This window comes from Paenibacillus sp. FSL R5-0623 (genome assembly GCF_037974265.1).
Taxonomy (GTDB): domain Bacteria; phylum Bacillota; class Bacilli; order Paenibacillales; family Paenibacillaceae; genus Paenibacillus.
Genome location: NZ_CP150233.1, coordinates 376,522 through 400,039 on the forward strand (window position 1 = coordinate 376,522; position 23,518 = coordinate 400,039).

Sequence of the window (23,518 nt, forward strand, 5' to 3'; positions counted from 1 at the left end):
ATCATATACTGGGTGAAATTATGGCAGGATGACGTGTTCATCGGGTCTTGCAGGAGGTTGGAAGTGGATGGATACAGGCAGCTATCCGATGTGGGAGAAGTATCGTTTGAAGCAGGAGCATCTGGTCATCGGACTAATGTCAGGAACGTCACTTGATGGAACAGATGCGGCACTGGTGCGTATTCAAACCGATACGAGCGGGGCATTACAGCAGATCGAGCTGGTTGATTTCGTCTGTGTTCCGTATTCAAATGAATTGAGAGACCTACTGATCCGGTTATGTTCACCGGGGACAGCTCGTGTCGACGAGCTGACAGCCGCGCATTTTGGTGTATCGGAGTGGTATGCGTATAGCGTTACGGAACTGATGCGGTCTTCCGGCATCTCAACGCAGCAGGTGGATGTGATCAGCATGCATGGACAGACGGTATGGCATGCTCCTGTAGCATCTGCATTTCCAGGGCCAACGGGAGCAAGTATTGATGTGGTATCAACATTGCAGATCGGTGAATGTGCTGTCGTTCGAGAACGGACAGGACTGCCAGTGATTGGCAACCTGCGAGCAAGGGATATGGCCGCTGGTGGGGAAGGTGCCCCGCTTACGCCTTATGCGGATGCTCTGATGTTCCGCAGTCCGACGGAAGGGCGGTTGGTGCAGAATATCGGCGGCATTGGAAATGTAACGGTGCTTCCATCCGAGTCATCTACCGAAGGTATTTCGGCTTTTGATACGGGACCGGGTAATATGGTGATGGATGCCATTGTGCGGCAGGCAACGGATGGGCGGCAGCATTATGATCCGAGTGGAAGTATTGCCGCACAGGGGAAGGTCGATCAGGGTCTGGTAGAACTGTGTTTGGAGGATGAGTATTTCAAAAGACTTCCGCCGAAAAGTACCGGGAGGGAAGTATATGGCGCCGCGTATGCAGTGAGACTGATGGAGATGGCCTCAGCACGTTCCTTAACGCTGGAAGATACGCTGGCTACTGCCACTTGTCTGACCGTGGAAACCATCGTGCGTGCAGTGAAGGATTTTATCCTGCCCAAGGTGCAAATATCGGCCATGCTCGCGTGCGGTGGTGGCACTTCCAATGCCACGCTGATGGAGATGATTCGTCAGAGACTACCTGAGGATATCCGTTTAGAACGAACAGCAGATTATGGCATACCCGATGATGCTCGGGAAGCCATTGGATTTGCTCTACTGGGCCATGAGGCACTTATGGGAAGAACCAATACACTCCCGGCGGTAACCGGCGCGAAACACGCCGTAATCTCAGGCAATCTCACACTTTAGTAAGATCTGAATTTAATATGAGTTCAGTTATGGAAGGGCGAGGAATCCGATTAGACGCGAGTGGAATTATAAGATAAAATGCTTGTACATGAATGCAGTACGGAAAGGAGGAGCGAATGGAAGGCATGAAAGGTGGACTTGTGCGTTTACGCGCATTAATGGATGATTTAACTCCGTCCGAACGGAAGATCGGAGCTTATATTCTCGATCACCCGCAAGAAACTGTTCAATCCTCGGTGGCCCAGTTGTCTGAACGGAGTGGAGGCAGCCCAGCTGCCATTATCCGTCTCTGCAAATCACTGGGTGTAACGGGTTTTCAGGAGCTGAAGCTGAAGATTGCCGGAGATTTGCAGACGAGTGAGCCATATCAATATACGGAGATTCGTCCCCAGGACTCCATGGAGAGCATTATTCAGCATGTGTCCGCAAACAATATTCAGTCGGTGAAGGATACGGTTCATATTCTGGACCCACGTCTGGTCGAAAAAGCCGTGGACGTGCTTCATCAGGCAAACCGGATCTTTTTCTATGGAGTAGGGGCCTCCAACCTGATTGCGCTGGATGCACATTACAAGTTCATGCGAATCAATCGCACAAGCTTTTCGTTCGCCGATCCGCATATGCAGATTTCGTCCGCAACGACGCTTCGTGAAGATGATGCGGTGGTATGTATCTCGTATTCAGGGGAGACGTCGAACGTAATCTCCTGTCTCAAGCATGCTCATGATGGTGGTGCAGCGACAATCAGCATTACCAAGTGGGGCAGCAATACACTCAGTAGTATGGCGGATGTGCCCCTGATGATTACTTCCACCGAAAGTGATATTCGAAGCGGAGCAACTTCGTCACGGATTGCACAGCTGAACGTGATCGATATTTTGTATCTGGCGATTGCCAGTCGGGATTACAATCAGTCGGTGGAGTATTTGGAGAAGAGCCGACAGGCTATTCTGGAGCACAAGTGAAGTAAAACCATATGAATCCCTTTCTGTATATGCAGGAGGGGATTTTTTGACGGATTATATCCGCTTTTAAAATAAAAAAATAAAAAAAAGAGCCCAGACTAATGGAATAATGTCGGGCTCCTCTCTTTCAACCTCTAATAATACCCCTGTACAGCTCAGGAAGGCCCCGCAATGGCGCTACGCACAAATCCGTCAGCCAGATCAAGCCTGTGCTGGGCTTCCGTTACATCCACGCCTGCCATCAGCATGACGATTGCCGTTTTTACATGACCGTCTGCACCGGTAAAAGCCTCTTCAATATCGGCTTCATTCGCTCCGGTTGCCAGATGTATCATGCGTTTGGCCCGATGGACAAGCTTCTCATTTGAAGGGTTCAGATCAACCATGAAATTACGGTAAACCTTGCCCAGACGAATCATGGCGGTAGTGGTGAGCATGTTCAGAATCATTTTCTGGGCGCTGCCTGCCTTCATACGTGTTGAACCCATGACAACCTCTGGGCCGACAACAGCCTCAATGCTCACATCAGCCAACAGTGTCATCGGAGTGCCTGCATTATTGCTCAAGCTGATCACCGTAGCTCCGATCTCCTTGGCGTGTCTCATCGCACCCAGCACATATGGCGTACGTCCACTGGCTGCAATGCCAACCACGACATCGTTTCTGTCTAAGCCATGTTCATCAAGGTCCGCAGCTCCCAACTCCTCATTATCTTCAGCACCTTCAACCGGGTCCTTCACTGCCCGGAATCCCCCTGCAATAATACCCTGCACCATAGATGGCGGGGTTCCGTAGGTAGGCGGGCATTCCGAGGCGTCAAGTATTCCTAATCGTCCACTGGTACCAGCGCCTACATAAAATAGCCTGCCGCCAGACTGAAACGCCTCCAAGATCCGATCCGCAGCTTGAGCAATGACCGGAATGAGGGGCTGAATGAGCTCCGCAATCCGTTGATCTTCCTTATTAATGAGCTCCATAATTTCTGCCGAAGGCAATTCATCTATATGATCCGTTAGTGGATTGGGTTGTTCTGTTAGTAGTGAATTCAGCATGTGATTCATCCGTATGGCCTCCTTCTCTCTTTTAAAATGATTCATTCAGGGAACGGCGTTTTCTTGCCAGTTGTGCTGCGCCAACCGCTGGAGCGGGGGCATCTTCATGATATACAAAGTCCAACTCTTCATAATATTCAGATAACTTGTGAATAAATGTATTTCGGAAAAGTGCAGCGTATCGAAACAGTGATCCGGACAGGACAACCGGAGTGGATGCAAATTCGGGATGACGTGCAATCAGCGCCTTGGCGGTATCCGCCAATTGTGAGGCTTCGTCGATGATCAGTGCCCGGGCGGCCTCATCTCCGAGTTCAGCTGCTTCTATAGCTAAGCGGGCGATGGATGCGGTCTCGGTTTTGCCCCAATCCGTCTGATACACCCGCGTCTTTAGCTCTGATATATCCCGAAGGTTCAGATTCTTTAGAAGAAGAGGGATTAAGCGGGTTGGAGGAAGAACACCGTCATAACTCTGCATAACCACTTGGAGTGCACGCTGCCCAATACGATAGCCGCTCCCCTCATCTCCGAGCAGGTGACCCCAGCCTCCTGCACGGTATCGCTCTCCTTCCAGCGTAAATCCGTACACGATGGAACCTGTTCCAGAGATACACAATACACCGTGCGTATGTCCGAGAGAGGCCATCAGAGCAATCTCTCCTTCGGATACAACCCAGACTGGACAACCTTCTGATGCCTGTCGATTACGACTCTTCATATAGTTATTTACTGCTTCGGCTATAAGTTGCCGTTCTTGAATTGTATCTACACCTGACATTCCAAGGCATATACCCTCACAATTTGTCGATAAATCACTTATTAAATTAAATAGCTGTTCCAGCACTCGTTGCAGTTCGGAAAGGGCCTGTTCAGTTGATACGCTATGAGGATTCGTGGGACCTCCGCTGAGTCGAGCAAGAATTTTACCAGATTCAGAAATGATTGCTGCATCAGTATTGGTACCGCCTCCATCTACGCCTACATATACTCGCAAAGTGGCTCGCCTCGCTTGCTTGGGTTTTCTTTTTACATAGTATAGTTGCATGAAAAGAAAAAGTAAAATTAAATTTTATAATAAAAAATAATGTTGAATTTTTATTTTACAACTCATATAATGAATTCAATCTACAATTTTGGAAGGAATTAATACTGTTAATGTTAACTAAGTTGACGTTAATATTGCATTTAAGAGATTTAGCCTGCGACTGGCAGGTCCAATCTCCAGGGGAGGTGCTTTTCCTTACTGCCGAGTTTATGGGTGGATGCCGTTTAAAGGCTGAATGATCACAAAAGGGGTAGCATGGTTAGGCAATGAAAGAATCGGATGATGACATGCGAAGGAGATGAAGGGATGAAAAAGAAGAGTCTGGTATGGGCAATGTTGTTGATGATGGTCTGGGTTACAGCCTGTGGGAATAGCGGAGGTGCTGCTTCGGATGACCCGAATGCCGATGATACGGTAACGGTATGGACCTATCCTGTACATGGCACATATGAAGATGAACTGAAGGATCTAATCTCTGATTTCAATAAAGAACACCCGAACATTACCGTGAAGACGGAAATGCTCTCCTGGGCGGAAGGGCCCAAAAAATTCGATGTCGCTCTGAACGCAGGCAACCCGCCGGATCTTTACTTTCATAGCGTAGACGGCACATATGTGAATACGGGATTGGCACTTGAGCTGGACAGCTACCTGACACCTGAGATCAAGGACGACTACCTGCCGGGTACGCTGGATTTAGGCCAGATTCAGGGGAAACAGTACGGACTACCGTTGTATCAATTCCAATGGGCATGGGGTGGTAACAAACGCATTCTGGAGGAAGCAGGCATTGATTGGAAGTCCATTCAGCAAAATGGCTGGACCTGGTCCGAATTCAATGATGCTGCTGCCAAGCTGACCAAAACGCTGGATGGCGGGGCCAAGCAATATGCACTGGTTACCGACGGAACCTCGCTTGACTTCATTGAAATGCTGTCTCGTAACAACGGGATGATTGATGTTCTTGATAAAGACGGCACGTTCCAATGGAATGATGGTCGCATTCTGGATACCCTTTCTTTTATCAAAAACCTGATGGATCAAGGGTATATGCCGAAGGAAACGGCGGCTCTCGCTCCGGCAAAACGGACGGATATGTTCTACGCGGGGGAAACGGCGATTATCTCCAAAGCGATTCCTTATTATGATGTGATGATTCAGAACCGCAACAAGGACATCGATGATGGCAAGGTGCAGGGAGAGAAGGTTGATTTTGTCCTGTTGCCTGTCCCGCATAATGATGATCAATCTGCAGCAACAACGATGGGCGGCGAAGGGTATGTAGCCTTCAAACAGAAAAAGGACAAAGGTGAACAGCATGCCAAAAATACGTTCCTGGTCATGGAGGCGCTCAGTGGTGCCAAAGCAGGGAACTCGGCCAATGAACTGGCACTTCCATTCGTAAGACAGTCCCAAGTGGAACTGTTTAAAGGGAAGGAACTTGGTCAACCGGATAATCTGGCTGCTGCAAAAGTCATGGCAGAGAATATTGCGATGCCGGTTGTACTGGAACTGGATATCGACAAAGCATCTCAGCAAAAACAATTCAAGGAACAGGTTGTGAAGCCTAATATTCAGGCGCTGTTCTCGGGTGAAAAATCACCAGAGCAGATCGCAGAAGACTTCAAGAGCAAGGGCCAGCAGATGTTTGGACAATAACTCGGACAATCAAACATAACGTAAAACCACACTGATTAGGAGAGGAGGATTCGCCATGCAGACCGCCCTTGCGCCAAAACCGTCAGTGCCCCGGACTTCTCGGGTTGCCCGGTTCTGGCGAGACTACGGGTGGGCGTATTTGTTTATTTTGGCGCCTGTCCTGCTGTTTCTCATTTTCACACTGTATCCTGTTCTGACGGCTCTTGTGATGAGCTTCCAGAAATACAATATTATGAACTCGACGTGGGTTGGATTGGATAACTACGAGCGACTGGTGAAGGATGAGACGTTCTGGAAGTCGATTAAAAATACGGTGATCTTCACCGTAGGCACAGTCCCGGTCAATATTCTCATTACATTTGTACTGTCCTATTTCATCTATCAGATGAAAAGCAAATGGCAGACATTTTTCAAAGCTACCATGTATCTGCCTGCGGTAGCCTCCGGAGTGACCATCTCCATTGTATGGCTGGCGATCTTTGATCCGACGGATTCAGGACTGCTCAACCGTTTCCTCGGTCTGTTCGGCCTGGACCCGGTAATCTGGCTGGGCCAGTCGGGAACGGCACTCTTTTCCCTCATTCTGATGAACTGGCTTGGATCGCACGGAGCGGGCATTATTCTGTATCTGGCAGCCATGGGTGGTATTCCAAAATCGCTGTACGAAGCGGCGGATATTGATCATGCCAGCGGCTGGACCCAGTTCAGCAAGATTACATGGCCGCTGCTCAAACCAACGACGTTGTATCTGCTCGTCACGGGTGTGATCACGTCTTTCCAGGTGTTTATCTCGGTATATCTGATGACACAGGGTGGACCAAACTTTGCGACAACTACAATCGCTTATCTGATCTATGAGACGGCATTCAAGTTCTATGAATTTGGATTGGCTTCTGCACAGTCGTTTGTACTGGCGATCATCATCATAGTCATCTCCGTCATCCAGTTCAAATATTTCTCCAGCGATATTGAGTATTAGAGGTAGTTGCATTAAGCATCCGGGGGTGAATGAAATCCATGAAATCAACACAGAAAAAGATACTGCTCGTTGTTACATCCATTCTGCTGGTGGTCTGGGCGCTGGTGACGGTCATTCCGATGTATTGGATGCTCGTTGGTTCGGTGCAGGATAGTGCGATGTCGGCTTCGTTTAAACCACAGATGATTCCGGAGCAGTTGTCGTTATCACCATATGAGCGCTTTTTTGCCAAAACTGATGCCTGGCGCTGGCTGTACAATTCGCTGCTCATCTCGATCATTCTGACCGTAACAAATGTATTCTTCGCCTCCTTGGCGGGATATGCGTTTGCCAAACTGAAGTTTCCGGGTAGTCAGGCGGTATTCTGGACGTTGCTTGGGACCATGATGATCCCGGCACAGGTGACGCTGATTCCTTTGTATATTCTGATGGTTAACGTGTTTGACTTGGGGGATACGTATACGGCCATTATTCTGCCTGCTGCCGTTAGCGTAGGGAACATTTTCTTGATGAAACAGTTCATGTCTACGTTACCCACATCGCTGATACATGCGGCACGTATCGATGCATGCAGTGAGTTCGGCATCTTCTGGAAAGTCATTCTGCCGATGGCAAAGCCGGGAATAGCGGTGCTGGCGATATTCACGTTTGTGGCTTCGTGGAATGAATTCTTCTGGCCGTTCCTCATTACCAATTCCAACGAGATGCGTACCATTCAGGTGGGGTTGGCCTCGTTTGTATTTGCCGAATCAACGGACTTCGGTGCAATGATGGCTGGGGCGACAATAGGTGCGCTGCCCATGATCATTCTGTTTTTCTCACTGCAACGTTATTTCCTACAGGGCATTACGATTGGTGCAGTAAAAGGTTAACTGTTAGTTCAGGACAAGCGACAACGTAAAGGGGGATCTACCTATGGCACGCGTGGAGTTTCGCCAAGTGCGCAAAGAATTCAAAGACGATCATAAAGGAACGTTCACGGCTGTGGCCGGCTCGGACTTTGTTATAGAAGATAAGGAATTCGTAGTGTTTGTGGGTCCTTCGGGCTGTGGCAAGACAACGTCACTGCGGATGATTGCCGGACTTGAAAAGCAAACGAGCGGTGATATTGTGATCGGTGACCGGCTTGTTAACGATCTGCATCCGAAGGATCGGGATATCGCGATGGTGTTTCAGGATTATGCACTCTATCCGCATATGACCATCCGTGAGAATCTTTCTTTTGGCCTGAAAAATCTGAAAAAGCCAAAGTCCTATATTGATGAACAGGTGCAGAATGCGGCCTCCATTCTTGGACTGGAAGCGATGCTGGAGCGCAAACCACGCGAGCTGTCTGGTGGTCAGCGCCAGCGTGTTGCGGTGGGACGGGCGATCGTCCGTGATCCGCAGGTGTTTTTATTCGATGAACCACTGTCCAATCTGGATGCCAAGTTGCGGGTGCAGATGCGGGTGGAGTTGGGCGAACTGCATAAACGTCTCGGTGCCACGATCGTGTACGTGACACATGATCAGGTAGAAGCCATGACACTTGGGGAACGCATCGTGGTCATGAACCATGGAGATATCCAGCAGGTGGCTTCACCGAAAGAACTGTATGCGAGTCCGCGGAATATGTTTGTTGCCGGATTTATCGGTTCCCCGGCGATGAACTTCATTGATGCGCGGATTGAAGGCACGCAGGTTGTCATCGAGGGGGCATCATTCACCTTGCCAGCAGATGTACTCGCTCGTCTTCAGAGCCATCAAGGCAAGCCGGTGATTATGGGTCTGCGTCCAGAGCATATTTTTGGTGATGATGTCGCTCCGAATATCCCGACAGACCATATGCTGCAGGCGCGAGTTCAGGTTGTAGAACATCTGGGCTCCGAGAATTTGGTGTATTTCCATTCTGGTGCCCGTACTGTTACGGCCAAGGTTCACCCGGAAACACATGCTTATGTAGGAATGGACAAAAATTTTGTGCTGGACCTGCGTAAGGCGCACTTTTTCGATCCAGAGACGGAGCTTGCGATTGGACGGGAGTAAGAGACGATGCCTGAAAAAGGAACGGTGAGAAAGGGGAGAATAAAAATGCGTAAGCTGAGTGAAGTATTGATTAAGTCGGGCGCAGAAATCTATCGGGATATTATTCTGGTGGCCTTGTACAGTGTCATTAGTTCCATCGTATTGGTTCCCATTCTGATGTTTGCTCCGCTGGCGATCGCGGTGCTGCTACTGGCTTTGATGTATATGCCCATCCTGTTCGGGGTCTGTTATGCCGTGCATCACAGATTGGAACGTAAGGAACGGCGCAATGGGCTTGAGGATATCTGGATCGGAACGTTGAAGGGAATAGTCCCGGGAGGATCGGTGGGTGTGCTTTTCGCGGTGCTTGGTTTCATTCTATGGTCAACCTGGTGGTATTACGGCGGACAGGGTGGAATTACAGGTACAGCAGTGAGCGTGTTCCAGACGTTCTTTGTTCTCATGGCGCTGATGTCACAGTTCTATACCTGGCAGCTTGTTTTACAAAAAAACATGGGCATCGTTCAGGCGATGGGGGAAAGTGTAAAGCTGTTCTTCCGTCACCCGGGGTACACGATGGGCGCTTGTTTTCAGGCCATGTGCCTGACGGCTCTGCTGATGCTGACTATCGTTGGTTTCGGAACACTGTTTGGAGGTATGTTTGCCATCTATCAGCATAAGGTTGCTCTTAATGTGCTGGAGCCTGAAGAAGAGCCTGTTGCAACAGGTGGTAATGATCACCAGCATACAGGCTGGATAAGCCAGGGGAATGTGTGATGGGCCAGTTGAATGGGACCGAGCAGATCCCGGCTGTAAAAACGGGAGTTGATCTTCTGTCCAGAGGGTTATCGCATCCATGGATAACGGGTAATCGAATCGGTCTAATTACAAACCCGACTGGTATTACAGCGGATTTTGTATCGACAATAGATGTGTGCGCCGGACTGGCTAATACCGAGCTTACAGCGCTCTATGCCTGTGAGCACGGACTGTGTGGAGAGCTTCAGGCGGGTGTCAGATTCGGAGACATGCTTCATCCACGTCTGGACATTCCGGTGTTCAGCCTGTATGGAGATTACAAGAAACCTACGCCTGCAATGCTGGCTGGAGTGGATACGGTGCTGTTCGACATTCAGGATGTGGGTATCCGTTATTACACGTATGCCTCAACCTTGTTCCATATGATGGATGCCTGTGCTGTAGCAGGCAAACGTATGCTGATTCTGGACCGTCCCAATCCGCTTGGTGGAAACGTTGTGGAAGGCGGTGTGCTGAACGCGGGGTATGAATCACTCGTTGGCGCTTGGCGTGTACCTGTACGTACCGGATTGACGGTAGGTGAACTCGCCCTGATGGTCAACAGCGAGATGGATGTACCTTGCGAATTGGACGTGGTTGCTATGGAAGGATGGCAGCGCTCCATGGAGTTTGCGGATTGTGGGCTTCCCTGGATGTTGCCCTCTCCCAATATGCCCACGTTGGACAGTGTGCGGGTATATGCGGGTACGTGCCTGTTCGAAGGCACTAATGTATCGGAGGGCAGGGGCACGACCCGCCCATTCGAGTGGATTGGGGCACCCTGGGTTGAGGGTGAGCGTTTGGCGGAACGATTTCGGGAATACAAGCTGGAAGGTGCGCATGTGCATCCAGTGTACATGTCGCCAACATTCTCCAAACATACAGGTGAGCTGTGTGGTGGCGTAAGGATTTTTGTAACGGACAGCAGGAAATTTCGGGCGGTAGAGACAGGGTTAGTGCTTTTGCATGAACTGGTGTCACTCTATCCGGAGCAATTCTGCTGGCTGGAGCCGCCAAAGCCGGGTTCAAGGTACTTTATCGACCTGCTGGCAGGGGGTAAGGAAGCCAGGGAAACGATTCATGACCGGGCGGGCTTCGTTCGTTTAATCGAAGAGTGGAATGTACAGGCAGCGGAATGGAAGGAGCGGCGAAAGCCGTTTTTGTTATATGAATGAATGGATGTTTGTTATCGGAGGGAGGTAAGAAATGAGTGGGCTAAAAGAGTTATACCAGTCGAAGCTGAAACAGATGACCTTGCGTGAGAAAATCGGGCAAATGCTGCTTTGTGGTTTTCATGGCACCGAAGCTGCTGGCGATGTGGAACCCTTTCTCCGAAAGTATCCAATCGGTGGCGTGATCTATTTTGCGCGCAACGTTGAGTCGCCAGAGCAGGTAGAGCGGTTATCGTTGGGGTTACAACAGATTGCCAAAAGCAGTGGTAATGTGCCGCTCTGGATATCCATTGATCAGGAGGGCGGCATGGTTGCTCGAATTACCGAAGGAATTGCCTTGATGCCTGGAGCAATGGCCATTGCCGCTGCCGGTTCCATTGACGATGCATATCAGGCGGCATATATCAGTGGGTTGGAGCTGAAGTCCATGGGCATTAACATGAACTTTGCTCCAGTATTGGATGTAAACAATAACGCGGCCAATCCGGTCATCGGTGTACGATCATTCGGCGAATCTCCACAATCGGTTGCAGAATATGGGGCCACAACCATTGCGGGAATACAGGACGCTGGGATTGCAGCGACAGCCAAGCACTTCCCGGGGCATGGGGATACGGATACCGATTCCCATCTGGACCTCCCGATCATCACTCATGATCGTGAACGGGTAGAGCGCCTGGAGTTGATTCCATTCCGAGCCGCTATCGCCGAAGGTGTCGATGCCATGATGTCGGCGCATATTTATTTCCCTGCACTGGAGCCAGAGCGTCTGCCCGTAACGCTATCGAAAACCGTATTAAGCGGTCTGCTTCGCCAGGAACTGGGTTATGGGGGCATGATCGTGACAGATTGCATGGAGATGGATGCCATTGCCGTGAATTATGGCACTGTCGATGCAGCCGTAATGGCGGTAGAGGCTGGGGCAGATCTGGTGTTAATTAGCCATACGGCTAAGCTTCAGGCAGAAGCATTTGAAGCGTTGTTAGCAGCTGTGAAGAGCGGGCGGATTAGCGAGAGACGTATTGATGAGTCGGTGAATCGCTTGCTGATGTACAAGGCAAAACGTGGTTTGCTGGAGAGTGGAATGGGCGGCGCAAGTGATGATGAAGTGAATATTGTAGTATCGAATGCATCATTGCCAAAGGCATCAAACGCTCCTGCTCTATCCAGTTGGTCGGAGCGCAACAGTTCATTACACCAAGAGGTTGCCCGCCGTATTAGCGAGAATAGTATCACACTGGTGCGCGATCAGCTGAATATGCTGCCTTTAAAGCCGGAACGCACGCTGGTCATAACGGTTGCCACGTCCGTGACGACAATTGCCGACGAACAGCTGACTCAGACGTTCACCTTGGGCTCAGCTTTATCCATTTATGGACTAGATGTTGTCGATCTGATGGTCACGCCCGAGGAAGTTGCCATTCGTTCCGCCCGTCTGCTTCAGGCAGCGGAAGCAGATGACATTCGGCAGATTGTGGTGGGAACCTACAATGCGGGAAGCCCCTCCGGCGATCCACAGTGCAGGCTGATTGGTTGGATACAGCAATTGGGCAAACCACTGGCTGTTGTGGCATTGCGAAGCCCTTATGATCTGCTGGCGCTTCCAGATGCCCAAGTCTATGTAGCGGCTTACGAGAGCCGGCCACTTGCCATGGATAGCGTCGCTCAGGCGCTGATGGGGCGCATTCCTTTTGCGGGGAAACTTCCTGTAACGTTAAAGCAGACGGATGATGAAAGAGCGGGTGTCTCCTAGGCAGTGATAAGAATATGAGTTAATCTGCCTTTTGCAGGATGGAGAAGAGATGAATTGTGAGTTGAGCGAAACGGAAGTGTGAGTCGTTAAAATGAAAACATATACTGCACAAAGAGACGATCCTTTAAAGGACCGTCTCTTTGTGCAGTATATAAGCGATTAATTATGGATTATTGCAATTGCAGTGCTTTGGCTGTCTGTGCCTCAACTTCATCCAAAAGTGAAGTCATGTCCATACCTGCATGGTTGCCAAGCAGGATAATCGTGATATCATCGGACAGATTACGTGAAAAAGCTGTGGCAAACCCGCCGCCACTACCGTTATGGAAGACGGTGCGGTTTGTGCCATTCTCTTTGAGAATCCAGGCGTAGCCATAGTTTTTATCGGAGTAGGGTTCATACATCTGTTCAATCGTACCCTGGCTTAGAATCTTGTCCGTATACAACGCACGATCCCATTTCAGCATATCGTCCACCGTGGAATAGATGGTTCCTGACCCGGATTGAGACACATAATAAGGCGCAGTTACCCAGGCGTCATCTTGTTGAACAAAACCACTAACCGTATGCACTTTACGGGAGGCCTCTCCCGAATTCTTCATACCAAGTGGTTTCATTATCGTCTGCTGCACGTAGTCGGCATAACTCATGCCGGATACCTGTTCAACGACGTATGCAAGCAGAACATAACCGCTGTTGCTGTACAGATAGGCACTTCCTGGTTCAAACTTCAGCGTTTTGTGGCGAATCTCCTCTACAGTCTCTTCCATAGAAGTTCCTTCGCCCCGACCAAATGCGGATGGCAGACCTGAAGTCTGAGATAAGAGCATGTGCAGTGTGATCTGATCTCCCTTCGGTATACCTGAGATGTACTTGGAGATTGGATCTTGCACATTAATCTTACCCTCCTCCACGAGACTCAGAATGGACGCGGCCGTGAAGGATTTGCTCAGCGATGCGATTCGGGTCTTCTGATCCGGGCGATTTAGCGTCTGTTCATCGGCAAGTCCGTAGCCTTGTTTTAGCAGAACTTCACCATCCCGGGCGATCAAAGCCATACCTGGATAGTTGATCTCGCGCAGATATGTATCTACGCTTGCAACCTCGCTATTCAGCAAGCTGACTTGATCAGTGACCATATTTACATTCATCTGACCTGTAGCTGTGCGTTGGACTTTGATGTCTGCCTTGATTGCATTAGCCATGGCTCGGACAGGTACCATCAACGTACCGTTAACGGTACGTGAATTCACACCTGTAGCCAGATCGACCTTGTTTACCTTAATGGAATTGCTACCAGCCTGATGGATTAGCTTGTCTCTGCCAACGGTAATGGTAGCCGTTTTGGTGCGATTATCCCATTTCAACGTGCCTTTAACCGATGTGACCACATCCCGCAGTGGGACAAACGTTGAGCCTTTGATTATAAGTGGTGCGTTCTTCCAGGATTGTTGCTCACCATTCACTTCAATGTGAACTGCTTGCGTCGCCTGCGCTGCGGATACCGTAATACCAGCTTGTCCCAGAATCGGGCCTGTGCACAGGATGAGCGCTAACAGAATGCGAAACATGGATGAATACACAGTGGAAATACATTGTCTTTCATTTGACTTACGTAAGATTTGAAACCTCTCCTTCCAATCGTTTCTTGAATAACCAGCTTATGAGCATTGTAAACGATCTCGCTTAGAGGGTCAAAACGAAAAGAAGGATAAGGTGAATCCATCTAACCTGATCCGAAAAATTAAATTTGTACTAATTTAGTATCTATACATAATATTTTCATAGCGATTGTCCGATAAAAAGATGGGTGAAGATTATGATGGGGGATAGTTAAATGAAGAAAAGGATTCGCAATTGGTTTACTTTAACCGTAAAAAAACGCCTGATTGCTGCATTGCTCCTGTTCCTGATAGTACCGAGCATCACCGTGGGATGGTTGTCTTATCAAAAAGCGGCTGACCAGGTTAAGCTGGAGATTATTCGTTCCGCACAGGCCAAAACAGAAATGCTCAGTCTGCAGATTAATCAAATGCTGGATATGGAGAAGGATAACGCAGCGCAGATGGCTGCGGGTATTACTTCAAAGGATATTATTAATAAATCCCCTGCACTGCAAAGGCAGATGGATCGGATGTCTCAGAATCATAAGGAATTGGGTGTACTCACCGCAGGTGCGGACGATGGCAGTTGGATGAAATCCCCAGAATCCGAGGAACAGAATTATGATCCTCGAGAACGTTCATGGTATAAGATGGGCATGTCTCAGGATGAACCGGTAATCTCGGATACGTTCCAGTCGGCTTCGACGGGCGAATGGGTTGTGACCGCAGCGGTCAAGCTGGCTGATGGCAAAGGGGTATTCGGGGCCAATGTCAGTCTCAATCATCTGAAAGAATCCGTTGATCAGATACGCATCGGTAAAGAAGGCAAACTGTACATGCTGGATAACGGTGGGAAGTTCCTGTTCCATTACAATATTGAATCCGGTACACAGTCGGATGAACCTTACATTAATGAGATGTATACGAAAGAAAGCGGAACCGTGAAGTATACATATGATGGTCGCGAAGTGGAAGCTGTGTATTTCACCAACCCGGTGACAGGCTGGAAAATTGTTGGCGAGATGGTTCCTTCGGAAGCAACTGAAGCCGTAATGCCTATTTTGATTCGTTCCATTACAATTGTGGCATCTGCATTGGTTATTGGGCTGATTCTGCTTGTTTTCATTATTCGCAGCATTCATCGGCCATTACTGCAATTAACACAGGCAGCATCGAAAGTAAGTGCCGGGGATCTCACCGTTCGGGTAGGTTTGCAGCGCCGGGATGAGTTCGGATTGCTTGGAGAAAGCTTCGACACGATGACAACTTCACTGCGTAATGTGCTTGGAGAGGTACATGATACGTCCAGCCAGCTGGCGGCATCTTCGGAAGAGCTGATGGCAAGTTCGGAGCAGACATCGAAAGCCACAGAACAGGTGGCTGAACTGATGCAGGATGCAGCTGCGGGAACGACTTTGCAGAACAATAGTCTTGCTGCTACAGGCCAACTCGTAGGCGAAATGTCCATTGGAGTCAAAGAAATCTCATCAAGTGCTGAAGACACCGCTCGTATCGCTCTGGATGCTTCCACCAAGTCGGAAGCGGGCATGGTGACAGTGGAAGAAGCAGTTACCCATATTCAGCAGGTGAATGACGAGAGCAAAGCCATGTCTGTGGTCATTGAGGATCTGCGCGCGAAAAATGAAGAGATTCTGGTGATTGTGGCCGAGATTACGGCCATTGCCAAGCAGACGAACATTCTTGCTTTGAATGCATCCATTGAAGCTTCAAGAGCTGGCGAGCAAGGGCGCGGATTCGCGGTCGTAGCCAACGAAGTGAAGACACTGGCTCACAGTTCAGGCGCTTCAGCCGAGCGGATTAATGAGCTTATGCATGAGATGCAGGAGAAAACCAATGCGGTGCAATCCACTTTTGCCCGTACGGGAGAAGGTATGGTGAAGAGTTCGCAGATGGTTACAGAAGCGGGCGAAGCATTCAATAACATTCGTACTGCGGTTCAGTTGGTGGCTGCACAAGCTGGAGAAGTATCCGCGGCTTCCCGTCAGATTGATGGCGGCATGAGTCATGTCAACAAGGCAGTAAGTGATACAATGGTTCTGTCGGACAGAATTGCCTCTGGAACGGAAGATGGATCAGCGGCGGCTCAAGAGCAGTTGGCTACAATGGAAGAGGTTGCAGCTTCTTCGGCAGCATTGTCACGTATGGCTGAAGATCTGCAAAGCATGATTGAACGGTTTAAGTTGTAACAGGGATTGAAATGAGACTGCAGGGTTGCGACCCTGCGGTCTTTTTTCTGTTGAACAAGGAGGCATACGTTATGTCTTTAAACACAGTATTCTTTTCCGTTATGTTGACATATAATAAACAAAATTATATTATGTCTATAAATAAACAAACATAAATATAAAATATTTTATTGTATACGGTTGGAATGACCATAACAATGATAAAAAGGAGCTTTACCATGAAATCATCGGAATCCTGGTTGCAAACAGCTTCATTGGAAGAGATTAAGCGTGGTTATATGGAGGAGGGTCCCGCCTATATATGTGTCTGCTGCGGATACAGGACGGAAGCGGGGATTATCTACCCTGAAGATGGAGTGCTCTATGAGGCAGCCCGTTATATGCGAGTGCACATTGAGAAGGTTCATGGATCGGTATTTGAATATTTGCTGGAGCTGGATAAAAGCGTAACCGGATTGTCTGATGTCCAGCGCGGATTGCTAGCCCAGTTTCATGAAGGAAAGAAGGATGCTGAAGTACAGAAGGCCCTTGGTATCGGGAGTGCCTCCACGATCCGCAATCATCGGTTTGTATTAAAGGAGAAGGAACGGCAGGCTAAAATATTCCTCGCATTAATGGAACTTCTCAAAAGTAAGGATACCCAGGCTCCAGCCGAATGGGTGTCACCGGTGACAAGACATGGACATACGATCCATCGTGATTCATTTGATATTACAGGACAGGATCGGGAGAAGGTGCTGAACAAGTATTTTCCAGAGGGTACCGGCGGTCCACTGACGACGTTTCATATGCAGCAAAAGCATAAATATATCGTGCTCACCGAAATTGCCAAACGATTCGAGACAGAGCGCAAATATTCCGAGAAACAGGTCAATGAGCTGCTGAAGGAAGTTAATGATGATTACGTGGAAATACGGAGGTATCTCATCGACTATGGTTTGCTGGAACGTGAGCCAGACGGCAGTCAGTATTGGCTGGAAAGCCGAGCAGATCAACAGAGCGCTGAAGTTGGAAAACCGGAGCGCAAAGAAAAGAGGGAGCAGGAGAAGATGAATCGTCGCAAAGAATTACAGGAACAGGCCAAAGAAGTCAAAACGGAAGCGGGCGTCTACCAGATTCGGAATGAACGGAACGGCAAAGTTTATATCGATAGCACACTTAACCTGAAAACCATTAACGGACAACGGTTCATGTTACAGATGGGTAGTCATCTGAATCGAAAGTTGCAGGCTGAATGGAATGAATATGGAGAGAGTGCGTTTGTAATCGAGGTGCTGGAGACATTGAAGCAAGATGATAACCCGTATTACGACTCCAAAGATGCACTCGCCAAATGTCTGAATCGCTGGTTTGAACAGTTGGAGCCCTACGGAGATCAAGGGTATCACGGAGATAAAAAGCAATCTGCTGAATAGGAGAGGCATTTTCCTCTCTAAAATGCCTGACCTTTTATAACCCAAAGCCCCTTTGCCAATATGATGGCAAAGGGGCTTTGGGTGTTACAGACTACTTATTATTATATAAGTTGACTAATCTTTTACACGATAACAGCGATTGGAAGGTTATTCTGTCATCGTAGTGTTAGTGTAAACAATCTTTAGTTCAACGACTACAGCTTGAATTGTTCCACCAGCTTCTGCAGCTTGTGAGCCAGATGGGCAAGGGAATCAGCAGAGGATGATATCTCCTGCATGGAAGCCACTTGCTCCTCCGTAGCTGCGGAGATGTTCTCCGTTCCATCGGCATTGGTTTCCGATATGGCGTGGATCTGATCAATGGATTGCACCACTTCGGCTGTACTTGCAGACATCTGTTGTGAGGCGGCTGCAATGTTCTCAAGCTGATGATTGACGACCCCAACAGCCTCACTAATCTGGGCAAAAGCTTCATCTGCAAACTGAACGGCACGAATGCCGTTGCTTACATCCTGTTGCCCGATCTGTACATTGTGATTGGCCATTGAAATCTCCTGTTGAATCGCTCCGACCATCTCTACAATCTTCTGCCCGGACAGGCTCGATTGTTCCGCCAGCTTGCGGACTTCGCTGGCAACCACGGAGAAGCCGCGTCCATGCTCACCTGCACGTGCTGCTTCAATAGAAGCATTGAGAGCAAGCAAATTGGTCTGTGCAGCGATATCTGTAATGACAGATACCATCTCACCAATGGATGTGGAATGCTGTTCAAGTCGTCCAGCAGTATCTGCCATACCTTGCACAAAGCGACTCACGGAACTCATCTCGGATACGGCCGTCTGCATGGTAGCATTCCCTTTATCCGCGAGCTCACTTGCTTGCATGGCAGCTTCGGATACTTGCTGTGTGCTGTTCGTTACCTGTCCCACACCTCCAGCAAGCTCATTCATCTGCAGTGCCGTATGTTTCAGGCTGCTTGCTTGTTTCTCAAGTCCAGCTGCGGATTCTTCCGTAATCAGGGCGACTTGCTCAGTTGCTTTGGTTGTCTCCGATGAGTTGACTGCCAACTGTGTGGAAGAGGCGGTTAACTCGTCAGCTGTATGTCGCACGTCCTGAATAACGGTTCGCAAGGATTCACTCATCTTATTGAAGCTAGTGCTCAACTTGCCGAATTCATCCTGTCCTAATACAGCAACCTCAATGGTCAGATTACCATTACTAATTTCGTCAGATGCCTTCACCAAGCGGTTCAGTGGTTTGGTGATTGATTGCACAATCCAGAAAATAATGATGGAGCTTACCGCAATTGCAATCGCTACAACAATAAGTGTGGTGTATAGGATCGGACGGACAGAAGCCGTCACTTCCCCACTGTCGATGACACCAACCACGGTCCAGCCCGTCGTTTCATTGGTGGAGAAAAAGGCGTGTTCCTGGTTTCCATTTAGCGTATAAGTCAGACTTCCGTTTTTCTGTGCAAAAATATCTTTATAGGGTGCCATGGTTCCTTCGGTCCCCGGTTTCTCGGTAGGATGTACAATGATTTTATTGGCATTATCAATGATATAGATATAACCCTTCTCGCCGATCTTCGTGGAGTTAACCGTCTTCGAGAGGGCTTCAAGCGACAGGCTGACAGAGACGACACCATGGCCATCCGCTGAGGTCTGAGCTACCGAAGCAACAACATTGCCGGTATTGCTTGATAAGTAGGGGGTGATCACGGTAGGGACATCTTTGTTCTGCGTAGCAGCCTGATACCACGGGCGTTCGCGCGGGTCATATCCTTCTTTGTTCACCGCAGTTACAGGGGAGTTAATATACACGCCCTGATCGGTACCGATGGAGGCAAGTTCCACGTCATCATGTGTTTCCTTATACGCGTCGAGCAAGGTACGGATGGTATCTGTTTCGTCACCCTGATTGGGTCCGACATTGCCTGCATCCAGCTGACTTGCCAGGAAATCAACATTTTTGCGTGTTGCACCAATGATCTGGTCAATAGTTTGGTTGAGCACAGTAACACTGCTGATCGCGTTCTCATACATTTTCTCTTCAACCTTGGCATCGGCTGTTTGGAACGAGATAATGCCCAGACTAATGGTTGGAATGAGCAATACAATGGCAAATGATAAAATTAGTTTCTCTCTCATCTGCATCGTTCTTTTGACCCCTTGTTTACGAATTTTTTTCATACACATTCCCCCTCTGTGTAACCCATCCCCATGTCTAGTGGACAAGCCCATCTGGTAAAAGATATTTCATTCCATCCTTTCCAGAAGTTTCTGGTGCTATCGTATGACAAATTTCGCGTTTATTCAACATAATTTATGAGTTTCGCGAAAATATTTTTCGATTTTGTAGGTATTTAGGATTAGATCTGTTCTATAAAAAGTAATCTGTCTCTCCCTTAGTGCACATCTTGTGGTATATTTCTGAATTAATGTGGTACGAAAAATGCACCTGAATAAGTACTCATCCATATATATCGGTTTATGGGGACAGAAATTGGAGAGGGGGCGTACGGCAGTTGGACCAAAGTACACTACAGATATCTGGACAGGAGAACATGGAAGAGGTCCAGGATCAGGCTACATTCATGCAGGGGGTCAAAGATTGTATCCCAACCCTGCTTGGTTATTTGAGTATAGGTTTTGCAGCGGGTGTCATTGAAATGACCGCAGGTCTGAGTCTGGCGGAAACGGCACTGCTCAGCCTGATTTTATATGCAGGATCGGCTCAGTTCATTGCAGCAGGCATGCTTGCATCGAATGGATCAGCAGTAGCCATCATGTTCACCATATTTTTTGTGAATCTTCGTCATTTGCTGCTCAGTGCAGCTGTATCACCGTATTTTCGGCATCTGACCCCGCTTAAAAATATGTGGATTGGTTCACTGCTTACCGATGAGTCTTTCGGCGTGGCGATGACACGTGCAATTGGTAGGGAAAGGCTTAGTGAACGCTGGATGCACGGTCTGAATATTACCGCATATCTGAACTGGTTCGTGGCTAATATGGCGGGAGCGTACTTTGGACGCTGGATCACTAACCCGGAACGACTGGGTCTGGATTATGCCCTGCCAGCGATGTTTATTGGACTGGTTGTACTCCAGTTGGTGCATCGCAAAAACAAAAAAATACACATTAATGTGGCTATTATCGCCGTGGTCTGTGTAATCTTCGCCAGCATGGCTTCACTTGGCAGCATGAGTGTCATTGTGGCTGCGGTCATTGCGGCAACGATGGGAGTGTTCATGGAACGATGGAAGTAAGATGGGATGTATTCTGGATTATTATGGGCTCGGCACTGTTAACATTTATCCCGCGTGTACTGCCACTGATGCTGTTCAGCAAGATACAGATTCCAATGTGGTTGTTACGCTGGCTGGAGTATGTACCCGTAGCGGTCATGGCAGCGCTAATTGGTCAGGAACTGTTCATGTCAGACAACCAGTTAGTACCGATTACGCATAATGCAGCTCTGTGGGCATCCCTACCTACGGTTGCAGTAGCCATATGGACACGCAGTCTGCTTGGAACCGTATTGGTTGGTATTGTGGCTATGATGATTTTGCGATATTGGATCGGATAGTTGAACTAAAGAATATTTACACTAACCACTTCGATGACAGAACAACCTTCCGATCACTGTTATCCCCAGATTTTTTAATTCACTTTTATAAAGGTGAAAATCTTGGGATAGCGTATGCTTTCGATGTAGCTTTCTTTCAGAAAGCTTTCAGGCGAGGTGATGCTTTCGAAGTAGCTTTCTTGCAGAAAGCTTGTAGCTTCGCTTCTTCAGGTTCTTTCTGTCCTCTACGTTCTCGTGTAAATGGTTAGTTCAACTTATATAGGTTCTATTGTTATATCCGGTAATTCCTTCGTCTGATCGGTTAATACTGTTCTATAGAGGACAGATAGCCTATCTGAGCGAAGGGAGCTGGATTCATGAGTGAACTGAAGCGCAAGCTGTTAATTACGGGAGCTGCTGGAGTCATTGGTCGCAGTCTGTTGGAGGGGTTGAGATCCAAAGGCACGTATGACATCGTCGCGGCTGATCTGCGAGAAGACGAGGAAGCTGGCATTGTAGCCATGGATGTGACCGATGGGGAACACCTGAAGGAACTAATGCAAGGGGTTCATACCGTTCTGCACATTGCATGGGCCAAGGATGAGGAAGATTTTCTGGGCAAAGTTCTGCCGATCAACGTAACCGGAGCCTACCATGTGTATGAAGCTGCACGGTTGAATGGTGTTCAGCGGGTGATCTTTGCAAGTTCCAACCATGCGACAGGCTTCTATCCTACAGGTGAGGATATTGAAGTGGATGACCCGTACCGACCGGACAGCTTCTATGGACTTAGCAAATGTTATATTGAACTGCTGGGACGTTATTATGTTGACAAATATGACCTGTCCTCATTCAACATTCGGATTGGAAACTTCTCAGGTGATACATACCCGCACTCGGAGCGCTCGGCTCATATCTGGATCTCACCAAGGGACATGGTCCAGCTCGCTGAGTGCTGTATTGAAGCCGATTCAGATATGAAGTATCTGAATCTGTACGGGACTTCTGCGAATACAGATAATTACTATGATATTAGCTATCTGGCCCAGAAGATTGGATACCACCCACAGGATGATGCAGCCGAGTTGTGGGAAGAGGCAAAGCTTAGAGGCGTACCCGACAAACAGGATGAGACAGCCTATCAGGGCGGAGGCCATGTGGAGAAAGAACCAAAAGATTCATAAGATGGCGACACTCAGTGATGAAAACGCTATTTTCTATTGTAGCCGAAAGGGATAAAATGGAGACTGAGGTGTTCAGTGTTTCCATTTTGCACAAGAGGAAGGAACGATTTCAATCATGAGTACAAGTCCATCCGTTATATTGTTTCAGGGAGACTCGATTACAGATGGGGGAAGATCACGCAATGATGATCCAAATCATTTTCTCGGACACGGATATGCGTATCTAATCTCCAGCAAACTGGGTATGGAACTCGCGGGTAAGCAAAAAACCTTCTATAACAGAGGCATCAGCGGGGATCGGGCATCCGATCTGTACGCACGCTGGAATGAGGATACCATTAGTCTAAAACCGGACCTGATCAGCATCCTGATTGGGGTGAATGATGCCTGGCGCACGATGAATGGTGAACCTAGCGGGGTAACGGATCGTTTCGGACGGGCGTATCGCCATTTGCTCGAGGAAACTCGGGAAGTGATGCCGGATACGGGGCTGATTTTGATGGAACCGTTTATTCTGAGAACCGGAGCTACCGCGGAGAAATGGGATGCCTGGGAAGAGTATATCGGTCAATATCAGAAACTGGCCCAAGGTCTTGCTGAGGAATTTGGAGCTGTGTGGGTGCCATTGCAGCAGACGTTTAATGACGCTATGAAACAGGCGGATGCAGCGTACTGGTTATGGGATGGCGTACACCCAACCGCAGCAGGTCATGAGCTGATTGCACGCCAATGGTTGTCTGTTGTACAGAATTCATCGCTTGCGATTGTGTAATAACAACAGCGGACAGTTGCGATATGGGCAGCAGCACTT

At 48.6% G+C, this 23,518-nt stretch carries 19 protein-coding genes; 15 read left to right on the top strand and 4 right to left on the bottom strand.

Features of this window, described 5'->3' with window-relative positions; all coding sequences use genetic code 11:
• Positions 1-67: 67 nt before the first annotated feature.
• Both MKY92_RS01825 and MKY92_RS01830 read left to right on the top strand, forming a co-directional pair.
• A complete protein-coding gene (locus tag MKY92_RS01825; protein WP_339298878.1) occupies positions 68-1,297 on the top strand; it encodes an anhydro-N-acetylmuramic acid kinase in 1,230 nt (409 codons plus the stop codon).
• Positions 1,298-1,422: 125 nt separating this feature from the next.
• Positions 1,423-2,262 carry a MurR/RpiR family transcriptional regulator gene (locus tag MKY92_RS01830; RefSeq protein ID WP_036616797.1) on the top strand — a complete coding sequence of 280 codons (840 nt, stop codon included), beginning with the start codon at positions 1,423-1,425 and terminating at the stop codon, positions 2,260-2,262.
• A gap of 155 nt (positions 2,263-2,417) precedes the next feature.
• Here the strand turns inward: MKY92_RS01830 and murQ are convergent, their stop codons facing one another.
• Together murQ and MKY92_RS01840 are read right to left on the bottom strand one after the other, a co-directional pair.
• Positions 2,418-3,323 carry an N-acetylmuramic acid 6-phosphate etherase gene (gene murQ, locus MKY92_RS01835; RefSeq protein WP_339298879.1) on the bottom strand — a complete coding sequence of 302 codons (906 nt, stop codon included), beginning with the start codon at positions 3,321-3,323 and terminating at the stop codon, positions 2,418-2,420.
• Positions 3,324-3,345: 22 nt separating this feature from the next.
• The gene (locus MKY92_RS01840; RefSeq protein ID WP_339298880.1) at positions 3,346-4,308 is read right to left on the bottom strand and encodes a BadF/BadG/BcrA/BcrD ATPase family protein; all 963 of its coding nucleotides are present in this window, start codon (positions 4,306-4,308) and stop codon (positions 3,346-3,348) included.
• Positions 4,309-4,665: 357 nt separating this feature from the next.
• On the opposite strand from MKY92_RS01840, the gene MKY92_RS01845 reads away from it, so the two are divergent.
• Genes MKY92_RS01845 through nagZ form a run of 7 tightly spaced genes read left to right on the top strand, consistent with a single transcriptional unit; the run spans position 4,666 to position 12,724 of the window.
• Positions 4,666-6,018, top strand: coding sequence for an extracellular solute-binding protein (locus MKY92_RS01845; RefSeq protein ID WP_339298881.1), 1,353 nt, complete (start codon positions 4,666-4,668; stop codon positions 6,016-6,018).
• A gap of 55 nt (positions 6,019-6,073) precedes the next feature.
• Complete coding sequence (locus MKY92_RS01850) at positions 6,074-6,997, top strand: sugar ABC transporter permease (protein WP_017691097.1); 924 nt, start codon at positions 6,074-6,076, stop codon at positions 6,995-6,997.
• A 38-nt stretch (positions 6,998-7,035) separates the two neighbouring features.
• Positions 7,036-7,869 (top strand): carbohydrate ABC transporter permease, encoded by an 834-nt coding sequence (locus MKY92_RS01855; RefSeq protein ID WP_127548078.1) that lies wholly within the window; start codon positions 7,036-7,038, stop codon positions 7,867-7,869.
• Between the two features lie 43 nt (positions 7,870-7,912).
• Positions 7,913-9,022 carry a sn-glycerol-3-phosphate ABC transporter ATP-binding protein UgpC gene (gene ugpC / locus MKY92_RS01860; RefSeq protein WP_017691095.1) on the top strand — a complete coding sequence of 370 codons (1,110 nt, stop codon included), beginning with the start codon at positions 7,913-7,915 and terminating at the stop codon, positions 9,020-9,022.
• Positions 9,023-9,067: 45 nt separating this feature from the next.
• A complete protein-coding gene (locus MKY92_RS01865) occupies positions 9,068-9,778 on the top strand; it encodes a hypothetical protein (protein ID WP_339298882.1) in 711 nt (236 codons plus the stop codon).
• Positions 9,778-10,974 (top strand): DUF1343 domain-containing protein, encoded by a 1,197-nt coding sequence (locus MKY92_RS01870; protein WP_339298883.1) that lies wholly within the window; start codon positions 9,778-9,780, stop codon positions 10,972-10,974. Before MKY92_RS01865 ends, MKY92_RS01870 begins: the two co-directional genes overlap by 1 nt.
• A 31-nt stretch (positions 10,975-11,005) precedes the next feature.
• A complete protein-coding gene (nagZ, locus tag MKY92_RS01875; protein ID WP_339298884.1) occupies positions 11,006-12,724 on the top strand; it encodes a beta-N-acetylhexosaminidase in 1,719 nt (572 codons plus the stop codon).
• A gap of 170 nt (positions 12,725-12,894) precedes the next feature.
• Here the strand turns inward: nagZ and MKY92_RS01880 are convergent, their stop codons facing one another.
• Positions 12,895-14,295 carry a serine hydrolase gene (locus MKY92_RS01880; RefSeq protein WP_339298885.1) on the bottom strand — a complete coding sequence of 467 codons (1,401 nt, stop codon included), beginning with the start codon at positions 14,293-14,295 and terminating at the stop codon, positions 12,895-12,897.
• A gap of 266 nt (positions 14,296-14,561) precedes the next feature.
• Between MKY92_RS01880 and MKY92_RS01885 the strand changes: the two genes are divergently transcribed.
• Both MKY92_RS01885 and MKY92_RS01890 read left to right on the top strand, forming a co-directional pair.
• Positions 14,562-16,535 (top strand): methyl-accepting chemotaxis protein, encoded by a 1,974-nt coding sequence (locus MKY92_RS01885; protein WP_339298886.1) that lies wholly within the window; start codon positions 14,562-14,564, stop codon positions 16,533-16,535.
• Positions 16,536-16,753: 218 nt separating this feature from the next.
• Positions 16,754-17,950, top strand: a complete 1,197-nt coding sequence (locus MKY92_RS01890; protein ID WP_339298887.1) for a DUF2087 domain-containing protein — start codon at positions 16,754-16,756, stop codon at positions 17,948-17,950.
• 194 nt (positions 17,951-18,144) lie between these two features.
• Here the strand turns inward: MKY92_RS01890 and MKY92_RS01895 are convergent, their stop codons facing one another.
• Positions 18,145-20,145, bottom strand: a complete 2,001-nt coding sequence (locus tag MKY92_RS01895; RefSeq protein WP_339298888.1) for a methyl-accepting chemotaxis protein — start codon at positions 20,143-20,145, stop codon at positions 18,145-18,147.
• Positions 20,146-20,519: 374 nt separating this feature from the next.
• Between MKY92_RS01895 and MKY92_RS01900 the strand changes: the two genes are divergently transcribed.
• The 4 genes from MKY92_RS01900 to MKY92_RS01915 all read left to right on the top strand — a co-directional run bounded on the left by MKY92_RS01900 (position 20,520) and on the right by MKY92_RS01915 (position 23,479).
• Positions 20,520-21,224, top strand: coding sequence for an AzlC family ABC transporter permease (locus MKY92_RS01900; protein ID WP_036616527.1), 705 nt, complete (start codon positions 20,520-20,522; stop codon positions 21,222-21,224).
• Positions 21,215-21,544 carry an AzlD domain-containing protein gene (locus MKY92_RS01905; RefSeq protein ID WP_339181346.1) on the top strand — a complete coding sequence of 110 codons (330 nt, stop codon included), beginning with the start codon at positions 21,215-21,217 and terminating at the stop codon, positions 21,542-21,544. Before MKY92_RS01900 ends, MKY92_RS01905 begins: the two co-directional genes overlap by 10 nt.
• Positions 21,545-21,909: 365 nt before the next feature.
• A complete protein-coding gene (locus tag MKY92_RS01910) occupies positions 21,910-22,707 on the top strand; it encodes an NAD(P)-dependent oxidoreductase (protein WP_339301643.1) in 798 nt (265 codons plus the stop codon).
• 115 nt (positions 22,708-22,822) lie between these two features.
• Positions 22,823-23,479, top strand: coding sequence for an SGNH/GDSL hydrolase family protein (locus tag MKY92_RS01915; RefSeq protein WP_339298889.1), 657 nt, complete (start codon positions 22,823-22,825; stop codon positions 23,477-23,479).
• Positions 23,480-23,518: the final 39 nt, after the last annotated feature.

What these genes read in the sequence shown, in the direction of transcription:
- MKY92_RS01825 (WP_339298878.1), top strand. Translation starts at nt 68, where the DNA reads ATGGATACAGGCAGCTATCCGATGTGGGAGAAGTATCGTTTGAAGCAG.
- MKY92_RS01830 (WP_036616797.1), top strand. Translation starts at nt 1,423, where the DNA reads ATGAAAGGTGGACTTGTGCGTTTACGCGCATTAATGGATGATTTAACT.
- murQ (WP_339298879.1), bottom strand. Translation starts at nt 3,323, where the DNA reads ATGAATCACATGCTGAATTCACTACTAACAGAACAACCCAATCCACTA.
- MKY92_RS01845 (WP_339298881.1), top strand. Translation starts at nt 4,666, where the DNA reads ATGAAAAAGAAGAGTCTGGTATGGGCAATGTTGTTGATGATGGTCTGG.
- MKY92_RS01850 (WP_017691097.1), top strand. Translation starts at nt 6,074, where the DNA reads ATGCAGACCGCCCTTGCGCCAAAACCGTCAGTGCCCCGGACTTCTCGG.
- MKY92_RS01855 (WP_127548078.1), top strand. Translation starts at nt 7,036, where the DNA reads ATGAAATCAACACAGAAAAAGATACTGCTCGTTGTTACATCCATTCTG.
- ugpC (WP_017691095.1), top strand. Translation starts at nt 7,913, where the DNA reads ATGGCACGCGTGGAGTTTCGCCAAGTGCGCAAAGAATTCAAAGACGAT.
- MKY92_RS01865 (WP_339298882.1), top strand. Translation starts at nt 9,068, where the DNA reads ATGCGTAAGCTGAGTGAAGTATTGATTAAGTCGGGCGCAGAAATCTAT.
- MKY92_RS01870 (WP_339298883.1), top strand. Translation starts at nt 9,778, where the DNA reads ATGGGCCAGTTGAATGGGACCGAGCAGATCCCGGCTGTAAAAACGGGA.
- nagZ (WP_339298884.1), top strand. Translation starts at nt 11,006, where the DNA reads ATGAGTGGGCTAAAAGAGTTATACCAGTCGAAGCTGAAACAGATGACC.
- MKY92_RS01880 (WP_339298885.1), bottom strand. Translation starts at nt 14,295, where the DNA reads ATGTTTCGCATTCTGTTAGCGCTCATCCTGTGCACAGGCCCGATTCTG.
- MKY92_RS01885 (WP_339298886.1), top strand. Translation starts at nt 14,562, where the DNA reads ATGAAGAAAAGGATTCGCAATTGGTTTACTTTAACCGTAAAAAAACGC.
- MKY92_RS01890 (WP_339298887.1), top strand. Translation starts at nt 16,754, where the DNA reads ATGAAATCATCGGAATCCTGGTTGCAAACAGCTTCATTGGAAGAGATT.
- MKY92_RS01895 (WP_339298888.1), bottom strand. Translation starts at nt 20,145, where the DNA reads ATGAAAAAAATTCGTAAACAAGGGGTCAAAAGAACGATGCAGATGAGA.
- MKY92_RS01900 (WP_036616527.1), top strand. Translation starts at nt 20,520, where the DNA reads ATGGAAGAGGTCCAGGATCAGGCTACATTCATGCAGGGGGTCAAAGAT.
- MKY92_RS01905 (WP_339181346.1), top strand. Translation starts at nt 21,215, where the DNA reads ATGGAAGTAAGATGGGATGTATTCTGGATTATTATGGGCTCGGCACTG.
- MKY92_RS01915 (WP_339298889.1), top strand. Translation starts at nt 22,823, where the DNA reads ATGAGTACAAGTCCATCCGTTATATTGTTTCAGGGAGACTCGATTACA.